Source organism: Streptomyces griseicoloratus, assembly GCF_014534645.1.
Classification (GTDB): Bacteria; Actinomycetota; Actinomycetes; order Streptomycetales; family Streptomycetaceae; genus Streptomyces; species Streptomyces griseicoloratus.
The window spans coordinates 278,491-298,445 of record NZ_JACVQF010000187.1 but is presented as its reverse complement, the minus strand read 5'-3'; the positions used below and the strand labels follow the sequence as shown (position 1 = coordinate 298,445).

At 72.6% G+C, this 19,955-nt stretch carries 14 protein-coding genes; 11 read left to right on the top strand and 3 right to left on the bottom strand.

Annotated features, from left to right (window positions below; all coding sequences use genetic code 11):
- The 6 genes from H0H10_RS15095 (at position 1) to H0H10_RS15070 (ending at position 12,525) form a co-directional block, all read left to right on the top strand.
- On the top strand, positions 1-1,533 hold the full coding sequence (locus H0H10_RS15095; protein WP_188181437.1) for a VMAP-C domain-containing protein: 1,533 nt from the start codon (positions 1-3) through the stop codon (positions 1,531-1,533).
- On the top strand, positions 1,530-2,591 hold the full coding sequence (locus tag H0H10_RS15090; protein WP_188181436.1) for an AAA family ATPase: 1,062 nt from the start codon (positions 1,530-1,532) through the stop codon (positions 2,589-2,591). Before H0H10_RS15095 ends, H0H10_RS15090 begins: the two co-directional genes overlap by 4 nt.
- On the top strand, positions 2,591-6,898 hold the full coding sequence (gene fxsT, locus H0H10_RS15085) for an FxSxx-COOH system tetratricopeptide repeat protein (RefSeq protein WP_188181435.1): 4,308 nt from the start codon (positions 2,591-2,593) through the stop codon (positions 6,896-6,898). The genes H0H10_RS15090 and fxsT overlap by 1 nt, the downstream gene beginning before the upstream one ends.
- Before the next feature lie 214 nt (positions 6,899-7,112).
- The gene (locus H0H10_RS15080; RefSeq protein ID WP_188181434.1) at positions 7,113-7,874 is read left to right on the top strand and encodes a dienelactone hydrolase family protein; all 762 of its coding nucleotides are present in this window, start codon (positions 7,113-7,115) and stop codon (positions 7,872-7,874) included.
- A gap of 296 nt (positions 7,875-8,170) precedes the next feature.
- A complete protein-coding gene (locus tag H0H10_RS15075; protein WP_188181433.1) occupies positions 8,171-10,570 on the top strand; it encodes an Orn/Lys/Arg family decarboxylase in 2,400 nt (799 codons plus the stop codon).
- A 98-nt stretch (positions 10,571-10,668) separates the two neighbouring features.
- Positions 10,669-12,525 (top strand): pentapeptide repeat-containing protein, encoded by a 1,857-nt coding sequence (locus tag H0H10_RS15070; protein ID WP_223179877.1) that lies wholly within the window; start codon positions 10,669-10,671, stop codon positions 12,523-12,525.
- 61 nt (positions 12,526-12,586) lie between these two features.
- Here the strand turns inward: H0H10_RS15070 and H0H10_RS15065 are convergent, their stop codons facing one another.
- Positions 12,587-13,231: a dihydrofolate reductase family protein gene (locus tag H0H10_RS15065; RefSeq protein WP_188181432.1), complete on the bottom strand. Its 645-nt coding sequence runs from the start codon at positions 13,229-13,231 to the stop codon at positions 12,587-12,589.
- A gap of 171 nt (positions 13,232-13,402) precedes the next feature.
- Here H0H10_RS15065 and H0H10_RS15060 point away from each other — a divergent pair, with 171 nt between their 5' ends.
- Complete coding sequence (locus tag H0H10_RS15060) at positions 13,403-14,380, top strand: GlxA family transcriptional regulator (RefSeq protein WP_188181431.1); 978 nt, start codon at positions 13,403-13,405, stop codon at positions 14,378-14,380.
- Here the strand turns inward: H0H10_RS15060 and H0H10_RS15055 are convergent.
- Positions 14,377-15,357 carry an alpha/beta fold hydrolase gene (locus H0H10_RS15055; RefSeq protein ID WP_188181430.1) on the bottom strand — a complete coding sequence of 327 codons (981 nt, stop codon included), beginning with the start codon at positions 15,355-15,357 and terminating at the stop codon, positions 14,377-14,379. The genes H0H10_RS15060 and H0H10_RS15055 overlap by 4 nt on opposite strands.
- Positions 15,358-15,504: 147 nt before the next feature.
- On the opposite strand from H0H10_RS15055, the gene H0H10_RS15050 reads away from it, so the two are divergent.
- From H0H10_RS15050 to H0H10_RS15035, 4 genes are all read left to right on the top strand, one after another.
- Entirely contained in the window at positions 15,505-16,116 is a 612-nt protein-coding gene (locus H0H10_RS15050) for a TetR/AcrR family transcriptional regulator (protein WP_188181429.1), read from the top strand.
- 218 nt (positions 16,117-16,334) lie between these two features.
- The gene (locus H0H10_RS15045; RefSeq protein WP_188181428.1) at positions 16,335-16,985 is read left to right on the top strand and encodes a DJ-1/PfpI family protein; all 651 of its coding nucleotides are present in this window, start codon (positions 16,335-16,337) and stop codon (positions 16,983-16,985) included.
- 108 nt (positions 16,986-17,093) lie between these two features.
- A complete protein-coding gene (locus H0H10_RS15040; RefSeq protein WP_188181427.1) occupies positions 17,094-17,828 on the top strand; it encodes a DJ-1/PfpI family protein in 735 nt (244 codons plus the stop codon).
- 154 nt (positions 17,829-17,982) lie between these two features.
- Positions 17,983-18,417: a contact-dependent growth inhibition system immunity protein gene (locus H0H10_RS15035; protein ID WP_188181426.1), complete on the top strand. Its 435-nt coding sequence runs from the start codon at positions 17,983-17,985 to the stop codon at positions 18,415-18,417.
- 60 nt (positions 18,418-18,477) lie between these two features.
- Here H0H10_RS15035 and H0H10_RS15030 read toward each other — a convergent pair whose 3' ends face one another.
- A complete protein-coding gene (locus H0H10_RS15030; protein WP_373566840.1) occupies positions 18,478-19,467 on the bottom strand; it encodes an urea transporter in 990 nt (329 codons plus the stop codon).
- Positions 19,468-19,955: the final 488 nt, after the last annotated feature.

Sequence of the window (19,955 nt, the reverse complement as noted above, 5' to 3'; positions counted from 1 at the left end):
ATGGAGCAGTTCGAGAGCACGTCGGGTCTCGCCCTGCTGTCCGGTCTGGTCGAGGCACTGGGCGGTCTTTCCTGTATGGACGACGCGCAGGGGCGGCTGATGTTCGCCGAGGTGCTCGCGCAGCAGCTGGGCGTCCCGATCGACCTCCGCGGCGTACGGCTGCGTGAGGACGTCGTCTCGCTGGTCCGGACCGCGTTGAGCGTGCCCGGCGGCGAACGGGTGCTCGTGTCGGTCGTGGAGGTCTTCGAGGGAGCAGCGGCTTCGGACGAACTCGAGCGGCTGATCGCGCCCGCGGCCGGCCCGGCCGACCCGGCCCCGCACCGGTACGGCCCCCTGTCCCAGCGGGATGTGGCCACCGCCCGTGCCCTCCTGGACAAGGCGGAGGACGAACTGTCGTGGACCGGCCTGCGCGACGGGCTCGCGGACGAGACCGGCCTCGACCTCCCCATCGGTCTGTCCCCGGCACAACTTCTGTCACACGTACTGGAGTGGAACGTGCAGCCGGACGGGCTGCCGCCGGCCGTCCTGCTCATGGAGCACGCGGCCGCGACGGTGCGGTCCCCGGGCCGCCGCGGGGCCCTGTCCGCCTGGGCGGAGGACTGGGCGAGCAGATCCGGCCTGCTCGGCGAACTCGAACACCGGCGGACCGCTCGTGCCGGTACCCGAGGCGATCCCTCCATCCCGCGGTGCCTCCTGGTGGTGGTCGAGCCCGCCCGCGACGGCACCGGAGACATCACCGTCCGGCCCTGGATCAACACGGTCCCCGGTCACTGGAACCCCCTGCCCGCCGAGCCGGCGACGACCACCCTCGACGGCCTCGGCGCGGCGGTCGAACAGACACTGCGCCAGATGGCACGTCTGGCATCCCTGCCGCAGGAGCCGTCCACCGGCTTCGCGTCACCACCGCCGTACGTCGAGTTCGTCCTCCCCTACGACCTGCTCAACCACGATGTGGCCGGGCTGGCGTTCCGCACCGGAGACGGCAGGCCGCTGCCCCTCGGGCTGAAGTACGGCGTGCACCTGCGCAGCCTGGAGCGCATGCGCAGCGACGACGCCCTGGTCCGGCACCAGTGGCGCGAACGGTGGCGCACTCTGCAGACGCACGGAGTCAGCGTGTACGAATGGCAGCAGACCGACGCCCAGCGGCAGGCCGGGTGGCAGGCCGGTCTGGCAGGCGATCCCCGACGCACCGCGGCCGTGCTCGACGCGCCGGACGGGGGCGCGGCGATGGACGCTCTCAAGACGGCCATCGCGGAGGGCATCGGACTCGCGGTCTGGGACCGCCGAGGCCATTTCCCGCCCGAGCGCCGGGAGGTGGTCGGGGCCGTCTTCGCCGCCGTCCCGACGCCCGAGCAGATCCCCGTGGCCATTCACCGGCTCAGACGGCAGGCCGAACTCCGCGGTGAGGGCCCGCTCCTGCTGGGCAGGAGCATCGCCTTCTTCTGGGACGACCCCACCCGGCTCGTCGACGTCCAGGAGACCGACGCGGACGTCGACATGTTCACGATCGACAGCGAGGAGAGCGGGACATGAGCGGGACGACACCGACGGACGGGCGGACCTGGCGGGTGTTCCACGCCACCGGCTCTCTTCCTGACGGGGAACCCCGCCCCCTGCCGCAAGCGCCGCCCTGGCGCAGGTTCCTCGGCGGGCCGCCTCTTCCCCCGCCTCCCGACGACGAAGAGACCGCACGCCGCCGTCTCGGGCACGCGGACCCCGTGCCACAGCTCGACGAGGAGACCATCGACGTCGTCAACGCCGCCCTCGTGCTGCGCCGGCCCCTGCTCGTCAGCGGCCCGCCAGGGGTCGGCAAGTCCACGCTCGGCTACCTGATCGCCCGGGAACTGGGCCTCGGACGGGTACTGGAGTGGAACATCGTCAGCCGCACCACTTTGCGCGACGGCCTGTACGCGCACGACGCCCTCGGCCGCGCACAGGCCATCGCCGCCTGGCGGGCCGGCCACCAGCCGCCCCCGGGATACGCGGTGTCCGGTCCGGGCGACGACGGCCAGCCACTGCCCGCGCTGGGCGACTTCATCACCCTGGGACCCCTGGGAACCGCCCTGCTGCCCTACGCACGCCCGCGTGTCCTTCTCGTCGACGAACTCGACAAGAGCGACATCGACCTGCCCAACGACCTGCTGCACGTGCTGGAGAACGGCAGCTACGAGATTCCGGAACTGGTGCGCCATCCGGACGACACGGCCAGAGTGCACACCAGCGACCCGGGGCTGCACGCCGTGGTGCGTCACGGGCGGGTGGAGTGCCGGGAGTTCCCCGTCGTGGTGATCACCAGCAACGGTGAACGCGAGTTCCCGGCGGCCTTCCGCCGGCGCTGTCTGCCCCTGGAGATGAGGACTCCCACCCGGGCGCAGCTGCTCGCCATGGTGGAGAGCCACTTCAAGGCGCTGCCGTCGGACGCCGAGAACCTGATCGACATCTTCGTCGAACGGGTCCGGTCGGGCGGGACACACTCGCTGGACCAGTTGCTCAACGCGGTGCAGCTGACCACGGAGGGCGCCCTCCAGGCCGACGGCGCGCGACGCCATCTCATGGAGATGCTGCTGCGGGACCTGACGAAAGGCCGCTGATGAACGGCCTTCCCCGCGAGCGCCCGCCAGGACCGGAGGACCCGCCAGGACCGGAGGACCTGCCCGGGGCGGCAGCCGCCGAGCCGGCGGCGCTGCAGCCGGCACCGGCCGAGGGGGACCGGGCGGGAAACGCTCCGCACTGGCACGAGCTGGCCGACGCCTTGTGGCTGGCCGCCCACTGGAGCCGTGCCGGGCGCATCGCCCCGGAGCCGTCCGCCCCGGTGGACGACGACCGGGCGGCCGCCGGCCCGCCGCCGGCCGCCGCCCCGCCGCCCGATGCCCGCCGGCAGCCGGCAGGCGACGCCGCCGGTTCCAGTGCCGCGCCCACCGGACCGGCCCTCGAACCGGAAGGCCCGGTCCAAGTCCTCGTCGAGTCACCCCTCCTGCCCGCAACGCGAGTCCCGGGGCCCGGCCGGCCGGCCCAACGCTCCGCACTGCTCTCCCGCTCCCTGCACCGCCTCGGGCGGCGGGTGGAGTCCTCCCACGAGCTGCTGCTGGACGAGGAACTCACCGCCGAGCGGATGGTCGCCGACGAACTGTGGGTACCGTCGTTCAGGCCCGGACGGGACAGGGCCTTCAACCTGGTCGTCCTCGTCGACGACGGCCCCACGATGACCGTCTGGCAGCAGGAGACGGCCGCCCTGGCAACCGCCGCCGAGCACAGCGGTGCCTTCCGGTCCCTGCGCACCGTCCGGCTGGACATGCCCGGTGCCGGAGCCGGCGCACCGACGCTGCGCTGGAGCGCGGCAGGCAGGACCGCGGACCTGGGGGAGATCGTCGACGGCAGGCAGGACCGGATGTTCCTGGTCGTCACCGACGGCCTCGGACCCGGCTGGGCCGCCCCGGCCGCCGACCACCTGCTCCGGCTCCTGGGCCGGGCGGGCCCCACCGCCCTGCTCCACCTGCTGCCCCCGCACCTGCGGCGCCGCTCCTCCCTCCATCCCCACGACGCGGTACTGGAGTCAGGAGGATTCGGCGCCGCGAACCCGGGCCTCCTCCTCAGGCCGCCGCCCAGCGGACCGGATCCGCTGCGCCCCCTGCCGCCGGTCGGCCACGAGGCCCTGGTCGTGCCCGTACTGTCCATCAAACCCGGATCCCTCGCCGCATGGGCCGATCTGGTCGTCGGGGAACGAGGCGTACGCCGCGCCCTTCCGGCTGTGGTGGCCGGATCGCTGCACCAGGGGAAACCCGCGCCCGGACTGCGGCCCCCGCGGTTCCCCCGCGCCGCACACGACGCCGTACGCAGCTTCCTCAGGCTGGCCACGCCGTCCGCCCGCCGGCTCGCCGCCCACCTGGCGGCGGCCCCCTTCGAGTTCGAACTGATCCAGCAGCTGCGCGGCCGGATGATGCCGGACACCACGGCCGAGCACCTCGCGGAGATCTTCATGGGCGGGCTGATCGACTGGGACGACGCCGATACGGGCCGGCCCGAGTTCGCCGACGGCGTGCGCCAGGCGCTGCTCGCCACCACGACGCGGACGCAACTGGTCAGAGTCGTCAGCACCCTCGCGGAACTTCCCGCGGCGGGAGAACAGGGCGCCGCCTTGCGCGCGGCCCTGTACGACCCGCTGGGAACCGCGCTGCCCGACCCGGCGACCGCCCGGGGATGGCGCCGGCCCGAACTCGCGGTGATGCGGGCGCTGGGAGGCGTGCACGCGCAGCGGGCCCGCCGGATCCAGGCCGCCGGTGCCCCCGCAGACATGCCCGCGGTGACGGTCGCGAGTCCACCGCCGCCCACGGAGCAGCCCCGCACGGACGCGTCCGGCGGGCCGGCCGCCGAGGCCCCGGTGACGGCGTCGGGCACCGAGCAGCCGCCCGCGCCCGCCGTCACGGTGAACATTCCTCCACGGAACGCGCGGTTCGTGGGCCGACAGGCACAGCTCCAGACGCTGGCGGACCGCCTCGCGACCCAGGACATCGTGTGCCTGCTCCCGGACGCCCGCCACGGCTCCGGCGCCGTGGGCACCTCGGAGCTGGCCCTCGAATACGTCTACCGGCACGTGCGCGACTACGACCTGGTCTGCTGGATCCCCGCCGAGCGGAACGGACTCGTCCTCGCCGGCCTCGCCGACCTGGCGGTCAGGCTGGGCGCCGACGACACGGACCGCGGACCTCTCCCCGTCGACGCGGCCGTACCCGCCGTGCTCCAGGCACTGCGCACCGGCACGCCGTACCGCCGCTGGCTGCTGGTCTTCGACAACGCCGAGGACGTCGAGACGGTCCGCCGCCACCTGCCTGCCGGCGGACCCGGAAAAATACTCGTCACCTCCCGCAACCGCTCCTGGGAGCGGGCGGCCACCCCGGTGACGGTGGGCGTCCTCGAGCGCGAGGAGTCGGTCCTCCTGCTCCACAAGCACGCGTCCGCTCTTCCCGCCGAGGACGCCGACCGCCTCGCCGAGGCCCTGGGCGACCAGCCCCTCGCCCTGGAACAGGCGGGCGCCTGGCTGGAGGACACCGGGCTGGGGGCCGACGTCTATCTCGGGCTGCTCGAAGGGCAGCTCGCGGCCGCCGGCGCGCTCGGGGCGGATCCCGGACTGCCGGCCGCCCTGGCCGCGGCCTGGGAGGTGTCACTGGAGCGGCTCGGGCAGACACACCCCGACGCGCGCCGGCTGCTCGACCGCTGCGCGGCCATGGCCGCCGAACCGATCCCGCTGGACCTGTTGCACGCGGGCCGGTCCGCCGGTGACACGCCGGACGGCGACCGGCTGGACGACCCCGTGGAGCAGGCCCGTTCCGTCCGGGCCCTGGGCAGGCTCGCCCTGGCCAAGGCCGACCACCGGACCCGCACCCTGCGACTGCACCGGCTCCTGCACACGCTGCTGCCGGCCCGGATGACCACCGAGCAGCGCGAGCGGACACGCGAGAGCGTTCACTGGCTGCTGGCGGCGGCCAGGCCCGGCCCCCACACCGTGCCGCAGGAATGGTCCGCCTACTGGTCACTGCTGCCGCACGTACTCGCCTCGCAGGCGGTGACCAGCACCGACCCGCAGCTGCGCGCCCTCGTCCACGACACCGTGCTGTTCCTGCACCACCGCGGTGACCACGAAGGCGCAACCGCCCTCGGCGAGCAGGCCCGGGCCGCCTGGCTGACGGCCTCCGGCGAGGAGAACGGCGCGGTCCTGCGCATCACCAAGACCTACGCGATGCTGCTGCGCCGGGCCGGCCGGATCGCCGAGTCCGCGCCGCTCACCGAGAAAGCGCTGGAGGTGTCGCGCCGGACCGCGCCGGACTCCCGGGACCTGGTCGACTCCCTGTGCGAGCTGGCCGATGCCCGGCGCCACCAGGGCCGGTTCCAGGAGGCACGGGACCTCGACGAGGAGGCCACCGAGCTGGCCCGGTCCCTCTTCGGCGACGAGGACCCCCTCGCGCTGCGGGCCACCCACGGCTGGGGTGCCGACCTGCGGCTGTGCGGACAGTTCGCCCAGGCCCTGCCGCTGGACGAAGAGAACGCCCGACGGTGCGAACTGCTCCTGCGGCCCAGCGACCCCCTCACCCTCGAAAGCCTCAACGCGGTCGCCGTCGACATGCGGGAGAGCGGCGACTACCCCGGCGCCCGCGACTTCCAGGAGGACCTCTACCGCTGGGCGCGGTCCGAACTCGGCGAGGAACACCCACTCACCCTGCGCACCGCCGGCCACCTCGCGGTCTGCCGACGCCGGGACGGCGCACTCGCCGAGGCCGCCCTGCTCTCCGAGGAGACACTGAGGCGCTGCACGGCCCGCTACGGACCCGATCACCCCGCATCACTGTCTGCCGCGGTCGGCGCGGCCGTCGACAGGCGCCTCGCCGGAGACCTCGACCGGTCCCGCCGGCTGGACGAGACGACCGCACAGCGCCTCGCCGCACGCCTGGGCGAGGACCACCTGTGCACCCTGGTCGTCAGGGCCCACCTGGCGGCCACCCTGCGTGCGTTCGGCCGCCTCGACCAGGCCCAGGACATGGAGGACGACGTCTCGCACCGGCTGGAGGCAACGGTGGGACCCCGCCACCCGGCGACGCTGACCCTCGCGATCGGCAGGGCCAGCACCGCCTACGCAAGCCTGGAGTTCGAGCGGGCACGCGAGATCGACCAGGCCAACCTGTCGCTGCTGGCCGAAGTCGCGGGCGAGCGACACCCGCTGACCCTGTCCTGCACCGCTCACCTGGCCCTCGACCTGCGGGGACTCGGCCGGAGCGCCGAGGCCGACGCACTGCAGCGCACGGCCGTGCAGGGGCTCGGCGCCGTCGTCCGAGCCGACCACCCCTGGCTCACCGCGGCCCGCCGGCGGCGACGCGTCGACTGCGACCTGGCCTACGTGCCGCTGTAATCACCCCTCCCTGATCAGGACCGTGGTCTATGTTGTGGGCATGAATACCGGGACGGCACTGCGCCACACACGGATCGGCGACCCGGTGCTCCTCTGAGCGCCGTACGGGCCGGTGCGGGCCCGCTGCCCGGTCGAGAATCCTGCGCTGCTGCGCGGGCTCCGCCTCCGTCGTGTTGATCACAGGCTCGACACATCAACCACGACAGGAGAGTCCATGCCCATCAAGACGCTGCAGATTCCCACCGCGGACGGCCTGGCCGACGCGTTCGCCGCCTACCCCGACCGAGGCGAGCGGCACCCGGGGGTGCTCATGTACCCGGACGGCTTCGGCATCCGGCCCGTGCTGCGGGAGATGGCCCGGGAACTGGCCGGGCACGGGTACTACGTGCTCGTCCCCAACCTCTTCTACCGGCACGGCCCGGCACCGGTGGCAGAACTTCCCGAGCACATCGGGGAAGAGGCCCGGCAGCAGGTCATGGCCGAGCTGATGCCCCTGCTCGAGGCGCACACCAACGAACGCGTCCTTCGCGACGCCGACGCCTACCTCCGGTTCCTCACCACCCAACCCGAGGCCGGCGCCGGCCCGGTCGCGGTGACCGGCTACTGCATAGGCGGCCTCCTGGCGGTGCGCACCGCTGCTGCTCACCCCGGCCAGGTGGCCGCCGTCGCCGGATTCCACGGCCCCGTGGGCGCCGACGGACCCGGCCTCCTGTCCGGGCTCACCGCCCAGGTCCACCTCGGCCACGCGGAAGGCGACATGACACCCGAGGCCCTCGGCGAACTCAACCGGGCCCTGGATGCCGCAGGCGTCTGCTACACCTCCGAGATCTACCCCGGCACCGTCCACGGCTTCACCATGTCCGACACCGACGCCTTCAGCCCCTTCGGACTGAAGCGCCACTGGGACCGCCTGCTCCCCCTCCTGCACCGCGCCCTGACCGGCAGCCAAGGCTCCGTCTCGGACAACCGAACCTGACGCACACGGCCCGGAGCCCCGGTGCGCAGCACGTCCTCGCCGGCTCAGGTGGCCGCACGGTCGCTCTCACCGCCGCGCGTTGACCCTGGGCGGTTCGGTCACGACGCAGACGCCGGATCCGGGCGACGTCTCCACGCCTCGCCTGCGGCCGCCGCACCCCGCGCGGCAGTGCGCGGTCAGCGCCGCGCCGGCGTTTTGGACCGATGGAGTGGTTTGGCCCTGTGCCCACCCGATCGTGCGGGCGGGCCCGCGAACACTGGACGGGGTGGCGCGGGCCACCGGGGGAGGGGAGCGGCATGACCGACAGCACGGTTCTGGTGGCGGTGACGGAGCGTCCGCAGGACGGGGACGCCGCGGCCGGGCAGCTGGTGAGGATCGCCGAGGCGATCCGGGCACGCGGCTTGCAGGTCCGGTGGGTCGTGAGCGTCACGGACGCCGAAGCGGTGCTGCGGACCGAGGCCGGCCTCGCGGCCGCAGTGGTCGCCTGGGACCTTCCGCCCGGACGGAAAACCGACGGTGAACCGGGCGGTGCGGCCGTGCTGCGCCGGATCGGGCGCCGCTTCCAGGACCTGCCGGTGTTCCTGGTGATGGCGGACGAGGGGCTGCGCGACCTGCCGCTGTGGGTGTCGCAGTCGGTCGTCGGCTACGTGTGGCCGCTGGAGGACACACCGACGTTCATCGCGGGCCGGATCACCACCGCCGCGCGCGCCTACCAGGACGCCCTGCTGCCTCCGTTCTTCAAGGCGCTGCGCCGCTTCGACGACGCGCACGAGTACTCGTGGCACACCCCCGCGCACTCCGGCGGCGTCGCCTTCCTGAAGTCGCCCGTGGGCCGGGCGTTCCACGACTACTTCGGGGAGCGGCTGCTGCGCAGCGACCTGTCCATCTCGGTCGAGGAGCTCGGCTCACTGTTCGAGCACACCGGGCCGATCGGTGAGGCGGAGCGCAACGCCGCACGGGTCTTCGGCTCCGAGCTCACCTACTTCGTCCTGCACGGCGACTCCACCTGCAACCGCCTGGTCGGCCACTTCAGCGTGACCCGCGACGAGATCGCCCTGGTGGACCGCAACTGCCACAAGTCGGTCCTGCACGGCCTGGTCGTCTCCGGCGCCCGGCCGGTGTACCTCGTCCCCACCCGCAACGGCTACGGCCTCGCCGGACCACTGCCGCCGGCCGAGATCGCGGCGGAGTCCGTGGCGGCGCGCATCGCCGCCAGCCCGCTGACGCCGGACGCCGTGTCGTCGCGCGCCCAGTACGCGGTGTTCACCAACTCCACGTACGACGGCCTGTGTTACGACGCGGTGGCGGCGGCCCGGGCCTTCGCCGCCGGCACGCCCCGGCTGCACTTCGACGAGGCGTGGTTCGCGTACGCCCGCTTCCACCCGCTCTACGCGGGCCGGTACGGCATGTCGGTGGACGAGGAGGCCTTCCCCGGCCCCGACCGGCCGACGGTCTTCGCCACCCAGTCCACCCACAAGCTGCTGGCGGCGCTGTCGCAGAGCGCCATGGTGCACGTCAGGCCCGCGCCCCGGGCGCCGGTGGAGCACGATCGGTTCAACGAGACGCTGATGATGCACGGCACCACGTCCCCGCTGTACCCGATGATCGCCTCGCTGGACGTGGCCACGGCGATGATGGACGGTCCGCAGGGGCACTGGCTGGTCGACGAGGCGGTGACCGAGGCGATCCGGTTCCGCCAGGAGATGGTGCGCATCCGGCGCCGGATCGAGGCCGCCGGGGACCGGCCGGCCTGGTTCTTCGGGGTGTGGCAGCCGGGAGAGGTGACCGACCCCGCGAGCGGCGTACGACTCGCCTTCGACGAGGCTCCGGCCGACCTGCTGCGGACCGAGCCGTCCTGCTGGCACCTGGAGCCCGACGCGGACTGGCACGGCTTCCCCGGGCTGACCGACGGCTACTGCATGCTCGACCCGATCAAGGTCACCCTGACCTGCCCGGGGATCGGCGCCACCGGCGACATGTCCGACTGGGGCATCCCGGCCCGGGTGCTCACCGCGTACCTGGGCACGCGCGGCATCGTCGTGGAGAAGACCGACAGCTACACCACGCTGGTGCTGTTCTCCATGGGCATCACCAAGGGCAAGTGGGGCACGCTGCTGGACGCCCTGATGGACTTCAAGGACCTCTACGACGGTGACGCCCCGCTCGACCGTGTGCTGCCCGCGCTGGTCGCCGAGCACCCGCGGCGCTACTCCGGGCGGAGTCTGCGCGAGCTGTGCCAGGAGATGCACGACCACCTGCGCGAAGTCCGCCTGGTCGACCTGCTGGACACCGCCTTCCGGCAACTCCCGGAGCCCGTCGCCCCACCCCAGCTGTGCTACCAGCGCCTGATCCGCGGCGGCACGGAACGGGTCCGGCTGACCGACGCGTCCGGACGCGTCGCGGCCGCCATGGTCACCGTCACCCCGCCCGGGATCCCCGTGCTCATGCCGGGCGAGAGCACCGGCGGCCAGGACGGCCCGCTGCTGCGGTACCTCGGCGCGCTCGAATCCTTCGACCGCCGCTTCCCCGGGTTCCACAGCGAGACCCACGGAGTGGTCCGCGACCCCGACACCGGCGACTACCTGATCGAGTGTCTGCGCCCGGACACGCACGAGCCCACAGCCGGATCACAGGCCGACCGCACCACGGCACCGGCCCAGCGACGCGACCCGGAAGGCGCCAGGCCGGCGGGCTGAGCCCACGGGGCCGGCCAGCAGGCGGACGCCGCCGACGGGCTGGAGCGCCAGGATCCGCACCCGGGCGTTCCAGCGCGCGGTCCCTCGACTCGGGCCTGATGGCCGTGCAACTTCAGTGCTGCGGCGAAGATTTCGGCGCCGGGGGCCGGGGCGGGGGAGGCGGAGCGGGCAACTGTCCGGCCGGGCTCGATCGTCCTTCAGGCATGACCCATCCGAGCCCCGATCCGTCGCCGACCCCGCCTGACTGGCCGCACTGCGGCCACGGCGCCACACCCGAGGATCCGGTCGGCTGCCGCGGAATCCACATCCCCGGCCACACCTCATGCCTCGCCCACCTGGCCGACGCCGACCGCGATGCCTACCTGGCCGGTCCGGCATCCCGTTCCGGCGCCGACTACACCGGTACGCCGTTCACCCCGGGTCTGCTTCGCCGGTTACTGCGCGCCTTGCGCACCTCGGACGACCGGTTCCCGTTCCTGAGCACCGTCCGGTTCGACCACGCGACCTTCACCGGCGACGTCTGGTTCGACGACATGACCTTCCCCAGCGACGCCTCGTTCGAAGGCGCGGTCTTCACCGGCGAGACCTCGTTCGCCGGCGTGACCTTCACCAGCGATGTCTTCTTCGAACGCGCGGCCTTCGGCGCGGACGTCTCGTTCCACGGCGTGACCTTCACCGCAGGCGCCTTCTTCCAAGAGGCGGCCTTCACCGGAGACACCTCGTTCGACGACTCGGACTTCCACGGCGGGGCCGACTTCGCCTGGGCGGCCTTTGCCGGCGAGACCTCTTTCCAAAGGGCGCTCTTTCGGAACGTCTCGTTCAAGGGGGCGCGTTTCGAGGCCGAGTCGCAGTTGGGGCCGTTGGCGTGCGGGAGCAGGGTGCAGTTGGACGGTGCGGTGTTCACCGTGCCGGTGACGGTGGAGGCAGCCGCACGTGCGGTGACCTGTGTCCGCACCCGGTGGGCATCGGCGGCCACGCTGAATCTGCGCCATGCCGAGCTGGATCTGACAGACGCGGTGCTGGAGTGCCCGCTGACGGTATCCGCCCGTTCCACACCGTTCTCGTCCGGCCCGGGCGATCCGCTGCCGGAAACACTGCTGTCCGGTCACGACCCCGGCGTGCGTCTGACATCCATCGGCGGGGTGGACGCAGCGCATGTGGCGCTGTACGACATCGATCTCACGGACTGCCGGTTCGCCGGCGCCGTCCATCTCGACCAGCTGAGGGTGGACGGTTGGTGCACCTTCGCCGGCACCCCCGGCGGTATCCGCCGCCACCAGCTGCTTCCCTGGTGGTGGGGCCGGCGCAGCACGCTGGCCGAGGAACACCACTGGCGTGCGCAAAGCGCTCGCCCTGCCCTGGCCCACGGCTGGACGCCGCCACCCGCGGACACCCCCGTGCTGCGGCCGGCGGCCCTCGCAGCGCTGTACCGGCAAGTGCGCAAGTCGCTGGAGGACGGGAAGAACGAGCCGGATGCGGCCGACTTCTACTACGGCGAGATGGAGATGCGTCGCCACGACACCACCCGGCCGCCGGCCGAGCGGGCGCTGCTGACCGCCTACTGGGCCGTCTCCGGCTACGGCCTGCGCGCCTCCCGAGCCCTGGCCTGGCTGCTGGGTGCCATGGCCGCCACCGTGCTGGCGCTGCTGTTGTGGGGTGTGCCGGCAGTCGATCCGAAGCCGGCCACCACCGGACGCCAGGTCACCGCCGGGCAGGAACTCACGTTGACCACCGGCACCCCCGACCCGGTCAATCCCACGGGGCCGTGGTCCGAGCGCGTCACCACCGAGCGGTTCGAGAAGGCGCTGCGTGTGGCGATCAACTCGGTGGTCTTCCGCTCCTCCGGCCAGAACCTCACCACCGCCGGCACCTACACGGAGATGACCTCCCGCATCGCCGAACCCGTTCTCCTCGGCCTCGCCGTCCTGGCCGTCCGCGGTCGCGTCAAACGCTGACTTGCCCCGGGGCGGCCCGGGGGAGGCAACGCAGCCTTCCCCGGGCCGCCCCGAGGTCCGGTCACTTTCGCCAGAACAGGTGGTGCGTCACCCCGCTCGGGCTGGGCACGACCTCGAGATGGAACCGGTCGAGCAGCTCGTCGGGTGACTCCCACAGCCGTAGACCGGACCCGAGCTTCACCGGCGAGACCGCCACGTGCATGGTGTCGACGAGGCCGGCGTCGAGGAACTGGCGGATGGTGGTGACCCCGCCGCCGAGCCGGACGTCCTTGCCCTGTGCCGCCTCCCGCGCCCGTTCGAGGACCGTCGCCGGGTCGTCGTCGACGAAGTGGAACGTGGTGTCGGCCAGGGTGAACGAAGGACGCTTGTGGTGGGTCATGACGAACACCGGGGTGCGGAACGGGGGCTCCTGCCCCCACCAGCCGCGCCAGTCGTGGTCCTGCCAGGGCCCGCGCTGCGGGCCGAACTTGTTGCGGCCCATGATCTCGGCGCCGATGTTGCGTGCGAAGTCCCGCGTGAAGTAGTCGTCGAGGCCGCGGCTGCCTCCGGGGCCGGTGCGCATGGGCCAGCTCGCGGTGGCGCCGGCCCAGGCGAACAGCCTCTCGGGTCGGGCGTGGCCGAACGGGTTCTCGAGGCTCTGATGCTCACCGGCACCGATTCCGTCGCTCGAGACGTTGAAGTTCATGACTCTCAGCAGCTGATCCACATCTCTCCTCGTCAGGTCCTGGCGCATTCTCGTATCGCGATGCGCCCGCACCAGGACGTCGAACGGGACGCGGCCGGATCGACAGCGGCTCGTCAGTATTTTCAGGCCCGCGCTGTCCGCCCACTGCGAGGGCCCGCCGGGGCAGTGGGCCATGGCGTAGGCTCGGGCCGTATGCAGGTGGTAGGGGTTCTTGCGCTCGACGGGGTGTCGGCCTTCGACCTGACCATCCCTTGCCAGGTGTTCGCGCTCGCCGTCCAAGACGGCGGGGCGCCGGCCTACGAGGTACGTGTCTGCGCCGACCAGGCACTGCCGACGACGGCCGGCCCGGCGCAACCGTTCCGGATCTCCTCCTCGTACCGCTGGGAGGACGTCCTGGACGCGGCAACCGTCATCGTGCCCGGCATCCCCCATGACCGCGTCCCCGACCCGCGTGCCGTCCGGCTGTTGCGGCAGGCGGCGGCCGGCGGGGCCCGCATCGCCTCGATCTGCACCGGCGCCTTCGCCCTCGGCCACGCCGGGCTCCTGGAAGGGCGCCGCGCGACCACTCACTGGCAGTTCGCCGGCCTGCTCGCCGAACTCTTTCCCGGTACGCGCGTCGACCCGTCCGTGCTCTACGTGGACGAGGGCCAGGTGCTCACCTCCGCCGGGATCGCCGCCGGCCTCGACCTGTGCCTGCACATGGTCCGCCGCGACCACGGCGCGGCGGTCGCCGCGGACGTCGCACGCCTGCTGGTGATGCCGCCCCAGAGGACGGGCGGCCAGGCCCAGTTCATCGAATACCGGGCGCCCGAAGGCGACTCCGCCGACCTCGGTGACACCCTGCAATGGATGCGCGGCAAGCTGAACGAGCCGCTCAGCCTCGCCGACATCGCCGCACACGCGATGATGAGCCGCCGCAGCCTGTCCCGGCACTTCCGGGCCCAGACGGGCACGACACCGCTGCGCTGGCTGCTCGCCCAGCGCGTCCAGCGCGCCAGGGAGCTTCTGGAGACGACGGCGCTGCCGCTGACGAAGGTGGCCGACGAGACCGGGTTCGGCTCCGTCGAGGCGCTGCGCCACCACTTCACACGACAGGTCGGCACCACCCCGTCCGCCTACCGGGACACCTTCCGCTTCTCCGGGGACGGGTCACACTCCGTGACCGCCTAGCCCTCGCCACCCCGTGCCGTGGGGACGTGTGATGCGTGCCCGTTCTTGTACGGGGCCAGGAACGCGGTCAGCGCCGACAGCATCGCCTCCGGGGCTTCCTCGGCGGGGTAGTGGCCGCACTCGGCAAGGACAAGGCTCTCCACGTCGTCGGCGGCGAGCTTCATCGTCGCGCCGACCGATGCGCCCAGGTTCTCCGCTCCCCCGATCGCCAGGACGGGGAGGGACAGCCGTCGGCTCTTGCGCTTCTGGTTCTGCGCGATGGTCGTATCGAGTGCGCGGTAGAACTCGAAGCTGCACCGCAGGGCGTCCGGGTCGGCGGCGAGGGTGTCGACGTAGTGCCGGACGGCGTAGTCGGGCAGTGCCTTGGCGGATTTCGTGGCGAACTGGTGGCCGAAGTAGAGATGTTCTCGTCCGCTGACCAGTTGCTCGTTGACGTCGGCGAGGCGGTTGAAGGCGAAGTGCCAGAGGCGGTCGTTGGCCTCCCGGCTGCCGAAAAGAGGTGGTGCGGGGGAAAGCCCCGGGATCGCGGCCTCGGCGACGGCCAGGCGGTCGAGTCGGTCAGGGTGGTCCGCGGCCAGGGCATAGCCGGTCCACATCCCGACGTCGTGACCGACCATGGCGAATCTGTGATGCCCGAGCGAGTCCATCAGCGCCACCATGTCGCGTGCGAGAGTGCCGGTGTCGTACCCGTCCAGGGGTTTGTCGGAGAGCCCGACACCGCGCGGATCGACCGCGACGACCGCGAAGTCCCGGGCCAGCGCGGGCATCAGGAGGCGCCAGGCGTACCACGTCTGGGGCCAGCCGGCCAGCAGCAGCAGCGCGGGCCCTTCGCCGCCGGTGACGGCGTGCAGGCGCAGGTCGCCGGTGTCGACGTACCGGCTGGTGAAGGTGTCGGTGAAGCGGGCCGGGAGGTTCGGCGCCCGGGAGACGGAACCGGGGCCTTCGGGCGCGGGGAGGCCGGCCGATGACAGATTCATGATCATTCCTTCGGTGCAGGGCTGACGCGGAACCACTGGTCATCACGTTAAGCATCTTGGATCGATCGGTCAAAGATAATGTGACCGATCGATCCAAGATGCGGGTAGGCTCACGGGGCAAGCGCTGGAAACGGGAGGTGCATGCTTGTGTCCGGCCGGAAGCAGTTCGACGTCGATGCGGCCCTGGACCAGGCCATGCGGGTGTTCTGGCAGCGCGGGTACGCGGACGCCTCGCTCGATGCCCTCGGTTCCGCCACCGGTCTCGGCCGAGGCTCCCTCTACGGTGCCTTCGGCAACAAGGACGCCCTGTTCCGCCGGTGCCTCGACCGCTACACGTCGGTCTACGGCGCGCGGTACGAGCAGGCGCTCGCGGCGCACCCCGGTGACCCGGTGCGCGCGGTCGAGGCATTCTTCGACGTCATCCTGGGCCGTATCGCCGACCCGTCGGTCCCCGCGGGGTGCCTCATCGCCCAGTCCGCCGCGCAGTCACCGGCACTGAACGAGGAGAACAGCACTCGGGTGCGTGGGCTTCTCGACATGCAGCGCCAACGGGTACGCGCGGCGCTGGAGGACTCCTCGGCCGACGCCCCAACGCTCGACGCACTCGCCACGTACGTCGTCGCGGTCAACCAGTCGCTGGCCGTGCTCAGCCGGGCCGGCGCTTCGGACGCCGAGTTGCGGTCCGTGGCCCGGCTCGCCTGTACGACGGTGGCGGACACGCTCACCCGGGCAGCATCCGGGCCCGTCGCCCAGGGCTGACGCGCCGGCTGGGCCGGAAGACCCGGACTGCGCACATCTCCTGCCCCGGAGGATCCGCCGGGTGAGCCGTGCCCTCGTGCCGCGGGGGGCTGGCCGCATCTTGCGCATCATGGGCGCTCGCGCCGGTGTCGCAGGTCACCGGCCGCCGCAAGACTGAGGGCGTTCCCGCTTCCCCAGGCCGCCGGCCACGGCGCTGCCATGTCCACACGGAGACCCTCATGTCCAGCCGACCCGCGGGCGCCGCCCCGCTCACGCACCCCGGTACCCGGACCCAGCGCCCGCTGCGCGTCCACACCGTGCTCTACGACGGCATCGAGGAGCAGGACTTCGCCGGTCACGTGGAGGTGTTCGGTATCGCCGGCGAAGAGCTGGTCGTGCAGTCCTTCGTCCACGTCGAGGCGGCCCGGCGGGTGAAGACGTCCGCCGGCCTGGAGATCCTGTGCCGGGACACCTGGTCGCCCCGGTCGGCCGACGTGATCATCGTGCCCGGCGCGGGGTACGGCGAGGGGTCCGCGCTGCAACGGGAGATCCAACGGGGCGTTCTGCCCCGCGCCCTGAAGGCGACGCCCCGCAAGGGCCTCGTCCTCGGCGCGGTGTGCACGGGCACCATGCTGCTGTCCGCCGCCGGTCTCACGGCCGGGCGCCGGTGCACCACCCACCACATCGCCCAGGACGATCTGCGCCGGGAGGGCGGGCGCGTGGTCGGCGGCCGGGTCGTCGACGACGGCGACCTCGTCACCTGCGGCGGCGTCACGTCCGGCATCGACCTCGGCATCTGGCTTCTCGAGCGCTTCTGCGGCCCGGACATGGCCCTCCTCGCCGAGGAGGTCCTGGAGTACGAACGCCGGGGCATCGTCAACACCCTCTGACGGACACCGCCCAGCCACCACCACCTTCGCGGACCCCAGCCGCCCTCCTGCACCTGCCGACCGCCCAGGAAGGGCCAGGAAGGGCCAGGAAAGAGAAGAGAGGACCCTGTGAAACGACGCACCCTTCTGCGCAGCGCGACCGCGCTCGGCGCCGCCGGCCTCGCGGCCGGTGCCTCCCCGCACAGCGCCACCGCGGCCCCCTCCCGACGAGGCGACGACCCTCCGTTCCGCGTCCAGGTCGTCCTCTTCGACGGCGTGGAGGAACTCGACCTGGCCGCCCCCTACGAGGTGTTCGCCGCCTCCGGCCACTTCACCGACCGCACCGTCGACGTGCGCTACGTCGCCCTGGACGGCCCCCGCACCGTCACCGCCGCCTTCGGCACCGCCCTCCGCGCCGAGCACGCCTGGGCGCCTGAAGAGGCCGACCTCCTCGTCGTCCCCGGCGGCGGATACGCCCGCCGCGAGGACCCCGGCGTCTGGGCCGAAATCCGACGGGGTGCGCTGCCGAAGGCACTGGCCAAGGCCCCCCGCCCGGGGCTCACCATCAGCGCCCTGTGCACGGGAGTGATGCTCCTGTCCGCCGCCGGCCTGACCGACGGCCGGCCCTGCACCACCCACCACCGGGCGCGGCAGGACCTCGAACAGCAGGGCGGTCGTGTGAAGAACGCCCGCGTCGTCGACGACGGCGACCTGGTCACCGCCGGAGGCGTCACCTCCGGCCTGGACCTCGCCCTGTGGCTGACCCGCCGCGAACTCGGCACCGACGCCGCCCTCGGCCTGGAGAGCATGCTGGAGTACGAGACCCGCGGCACGGTCTGGACACCACCCCCGGGACCGGCCTGACCACACTCCCCGCCGGTCACGGATCCCGGGCCGCTCCCGAAGCGGCCCGCACGCGCCCGGCGGAGAGCGCCGGCCTCGGCGACGAGCCGGTACGGCACCTGACGGACCCGGATGACTCTGAGATCCCCTGCCTGCCCCGCCGAGAATGAACCCCATGGACCATCTGCTGCACCTCGACCGCACGCTCGACGAGCTGGACCCGCCCCGCTGGACGCCCCCTGCCGGTGACGCGACCCGCTTGGTGCGCAAGGTGCATGAGCTGCGGCGCGTGCCCCTGGGCGAACTCCGCCCGGCGGATCTGCGCATCCTCATCTCCCAGCAGGTGGCACTGCCCTACGTCCTTCCGCTCGCCGTGCGCTTGCTGCTCGAGGAGCCGCTGCTCGACGCCTGCTTCTACGAGGGCGACCTGCTGCTCGCCGCCGTCAACGCCCCTGCCTCCGCCTGGTCCCTGCTGCCAGACCTGGGCGCGCGGCTGCGCACCGTGATCACGTCATTGCCGGAGGCGGCGGTCGCCGACCTGCCCCGCGGCGCCGCCGAGCAGCTCGCCCGCTTCGAACGCGGCCGGACCAACGGACGCCCCGAAGCCTGAAACAGGCCGAAGATTCACGGACTTCGGCGCTCGGCGGCGGCCCGCCCGGCAGGGACTCTCTCAGGCGGCAGCACCGGCGGCACCGGGCAGGCCGCCGTCTCCGCCGGGGGCCTCGCACTCGCCGACACGGGCGACGGCCGGATCGGGGTCCGGGCCGGGGTCCGGGGCGCGGTCCGGGGCGGTCAGCCGCGGGAAGGAGCGGGCGGCGGCCAGGAAGCCGAGCGTCGTCAGCACGAACGGCCAGGTGAAGGCGTGTCCGCCGGACGGGGCGAGCAGCGCCGCGACGGCCGGGGTCAGGGCCGTCGCGGTCGCCGCGCCGAGCAGGCCGTACAGCAGCGTGGCCGGCGCCGCCGGCAGGAACACCCCGCACAGCGCCAGTGCGACCAGCACCCCGTTGTAGCCCAGGGTGCCGTCGGCGATCCGCTCGGCCGGCGCCCCGAGCGCCCAGGCGGTCACGATGCCCGTCACGCTGCCGGCGCAGGCGATCAGCCCCGCCGTCCGGCTCGCCAGGAAGACGGCCGCGAGCAGCAGCGCCCCCACGTGCCACCGTTCCAGGAAGAAGAGCTGGGACACGTTGTGGAAGAACGCCCGCGCCAGGTCGTCCGGGTGCAGGGCGGCCGGCCCGGAGGCCGCGCCGGGCAGCGCGGCGAGGCTGTCGCCGTACGGCCAGATCCGCCGGAAGGCCGGCGCGGCGACGGTCACCGCAACCGCCAGGAGGCAGTACGGCAGGGTCAGCGGCGGCAGGTTCCAGACGTGCAGCACACGGACCGCCGCCGCCGTGCCGACGGTGACCACGACGCAGCCCGCGGCGGCGAGCAGTGCCGTGGCCGGCCGGTCCGGGCCGAGGAGGACGGCGAGGCAGAGGGCGAGCAGCGCGGAGTTGAAGCCCTCGAGCCCCGCCTCCAGCCGGTCGCGGGGCACGCCGAGCCCGCGGGCGGTACGGGTGCCCAGGGCGGCGCCCCCCACCGCGTACGCGGCGTACCGCCAGTCGACCGTGCACAGGGCCAGACCGAAGACGGCTCCCGTCCACGGATTCGCCAGGAACACCACTTGGCCCAGGCCGCGCAGCACCTGTGCGCAGAAGCCCGCAACGTGTGCCGGACACCACCACCATCGGGCTCGCACCGACCGTCGCACGTCCCGCCCCCTCAGCCGATTCTTCCGTATGTCGACATTGATTTTCCGTAATACGGTATCTGCTGTCGAGGTAGGTGCGGCATCGCCCCGGCCGGATCGAGAAGGTGCCGGCCTGGGCTGCGCCCGCCCCGCAGCCGGGGGAGTGAAGTTCGAGGCCTCGGGGGCTCGCATGTGCAACGAGGATTGAACCGGCGCTCGAAGTCGCCCGGGAATCCAACCGGTTCGGTGCCGGCCTTCCATTCGCTTCCCGAAAACGGTTTGAAGCGGGCTAATCACCTGATGGCATGACAGCGCATCCAGAGAAATGGTGAATCGTTACTCCATTGCTACCTTCAATGGCCAAGTCACCAGCTTTGCGCGCAGCCGACTGGTTCACCCGGATTCCGCTTCACCGCAGAGAG

Excerpts from the sequence above, each read along its gene's own strand:
- H0H10_RS15095 (WP_188181437.1), top strand. The coding sequence starts at position 1 with ATGGAGCAGTTCGAGAGCACGTCGGGTCTCGCCCTGCTGTCCGGTCTG.
- H0H10_RS15070 (WP_223179877.1), top strand. The coding sequence starts at position 10,669 with ATGGCCGTGCAACTTCAGTGCTGCGGCGAAGATTTCGGCGCCGGGGGC.
- H0H10_RS15055 (WP_188181430.1), bottom strand. The coding sequence starts at position 15,357 with ATGAATCTGTCATCGGCCGGCCTCCCCGCGCCCGAAGGCCCCGGTTCC.
- H0H10_RS15060 (WP_188181431.1), top strand. The coding sequence starts at position 13,403 with ATGCAGGTGGTAGGGGTTCTTGCGCTCGACGGGGTGTCGGCCTTCGAC.
- fxsT (WP_188181435.1), top strand. The coding sequence starts at position 2,591 with ATGAACGGCCTTCCCCGCGAGCGCCCGCCAGGACCGGAGGACCCGCCA.
- H0H10_RS15080 (WP_188181434.1), top strand. The coding sequence starts at position 7,113 with ATGCCCATCAAGACGCTGCAGATTCCCACCGCGGACGGCCTGGCCGAC.
- H0H10_RS15045 (WP_188181428.1), top strand. The coding sequence starts at position 16,335 with ATGTCCAGCCGACCCGCGGGCGCCGCCCCGCTCACGCACCCCGGTACC.
- H0H10_RS15035 (WP_188181426.1), top strand. The coding sequence starts at position 17,983 with ATGGACCATCTGCTGCACCTCGACCGCACGCTCGACGAGCTGGACCCG.
- H0H10_RS15090 (WP_188181436.1), top strand. The coding sequence starts at position 1,530 with ATGAGCGGGACGACACCGACGGACGGGCGGACCTGGCGGGTGTTCCAC.
- H0H10_RS15075 (WP_188181433.1), top strand. The coding sequence starts at position 8,171 with ATGACCGACAGCACGGTTCTGGTGGCGGTGACGGAGCGTCCGCAGGAC.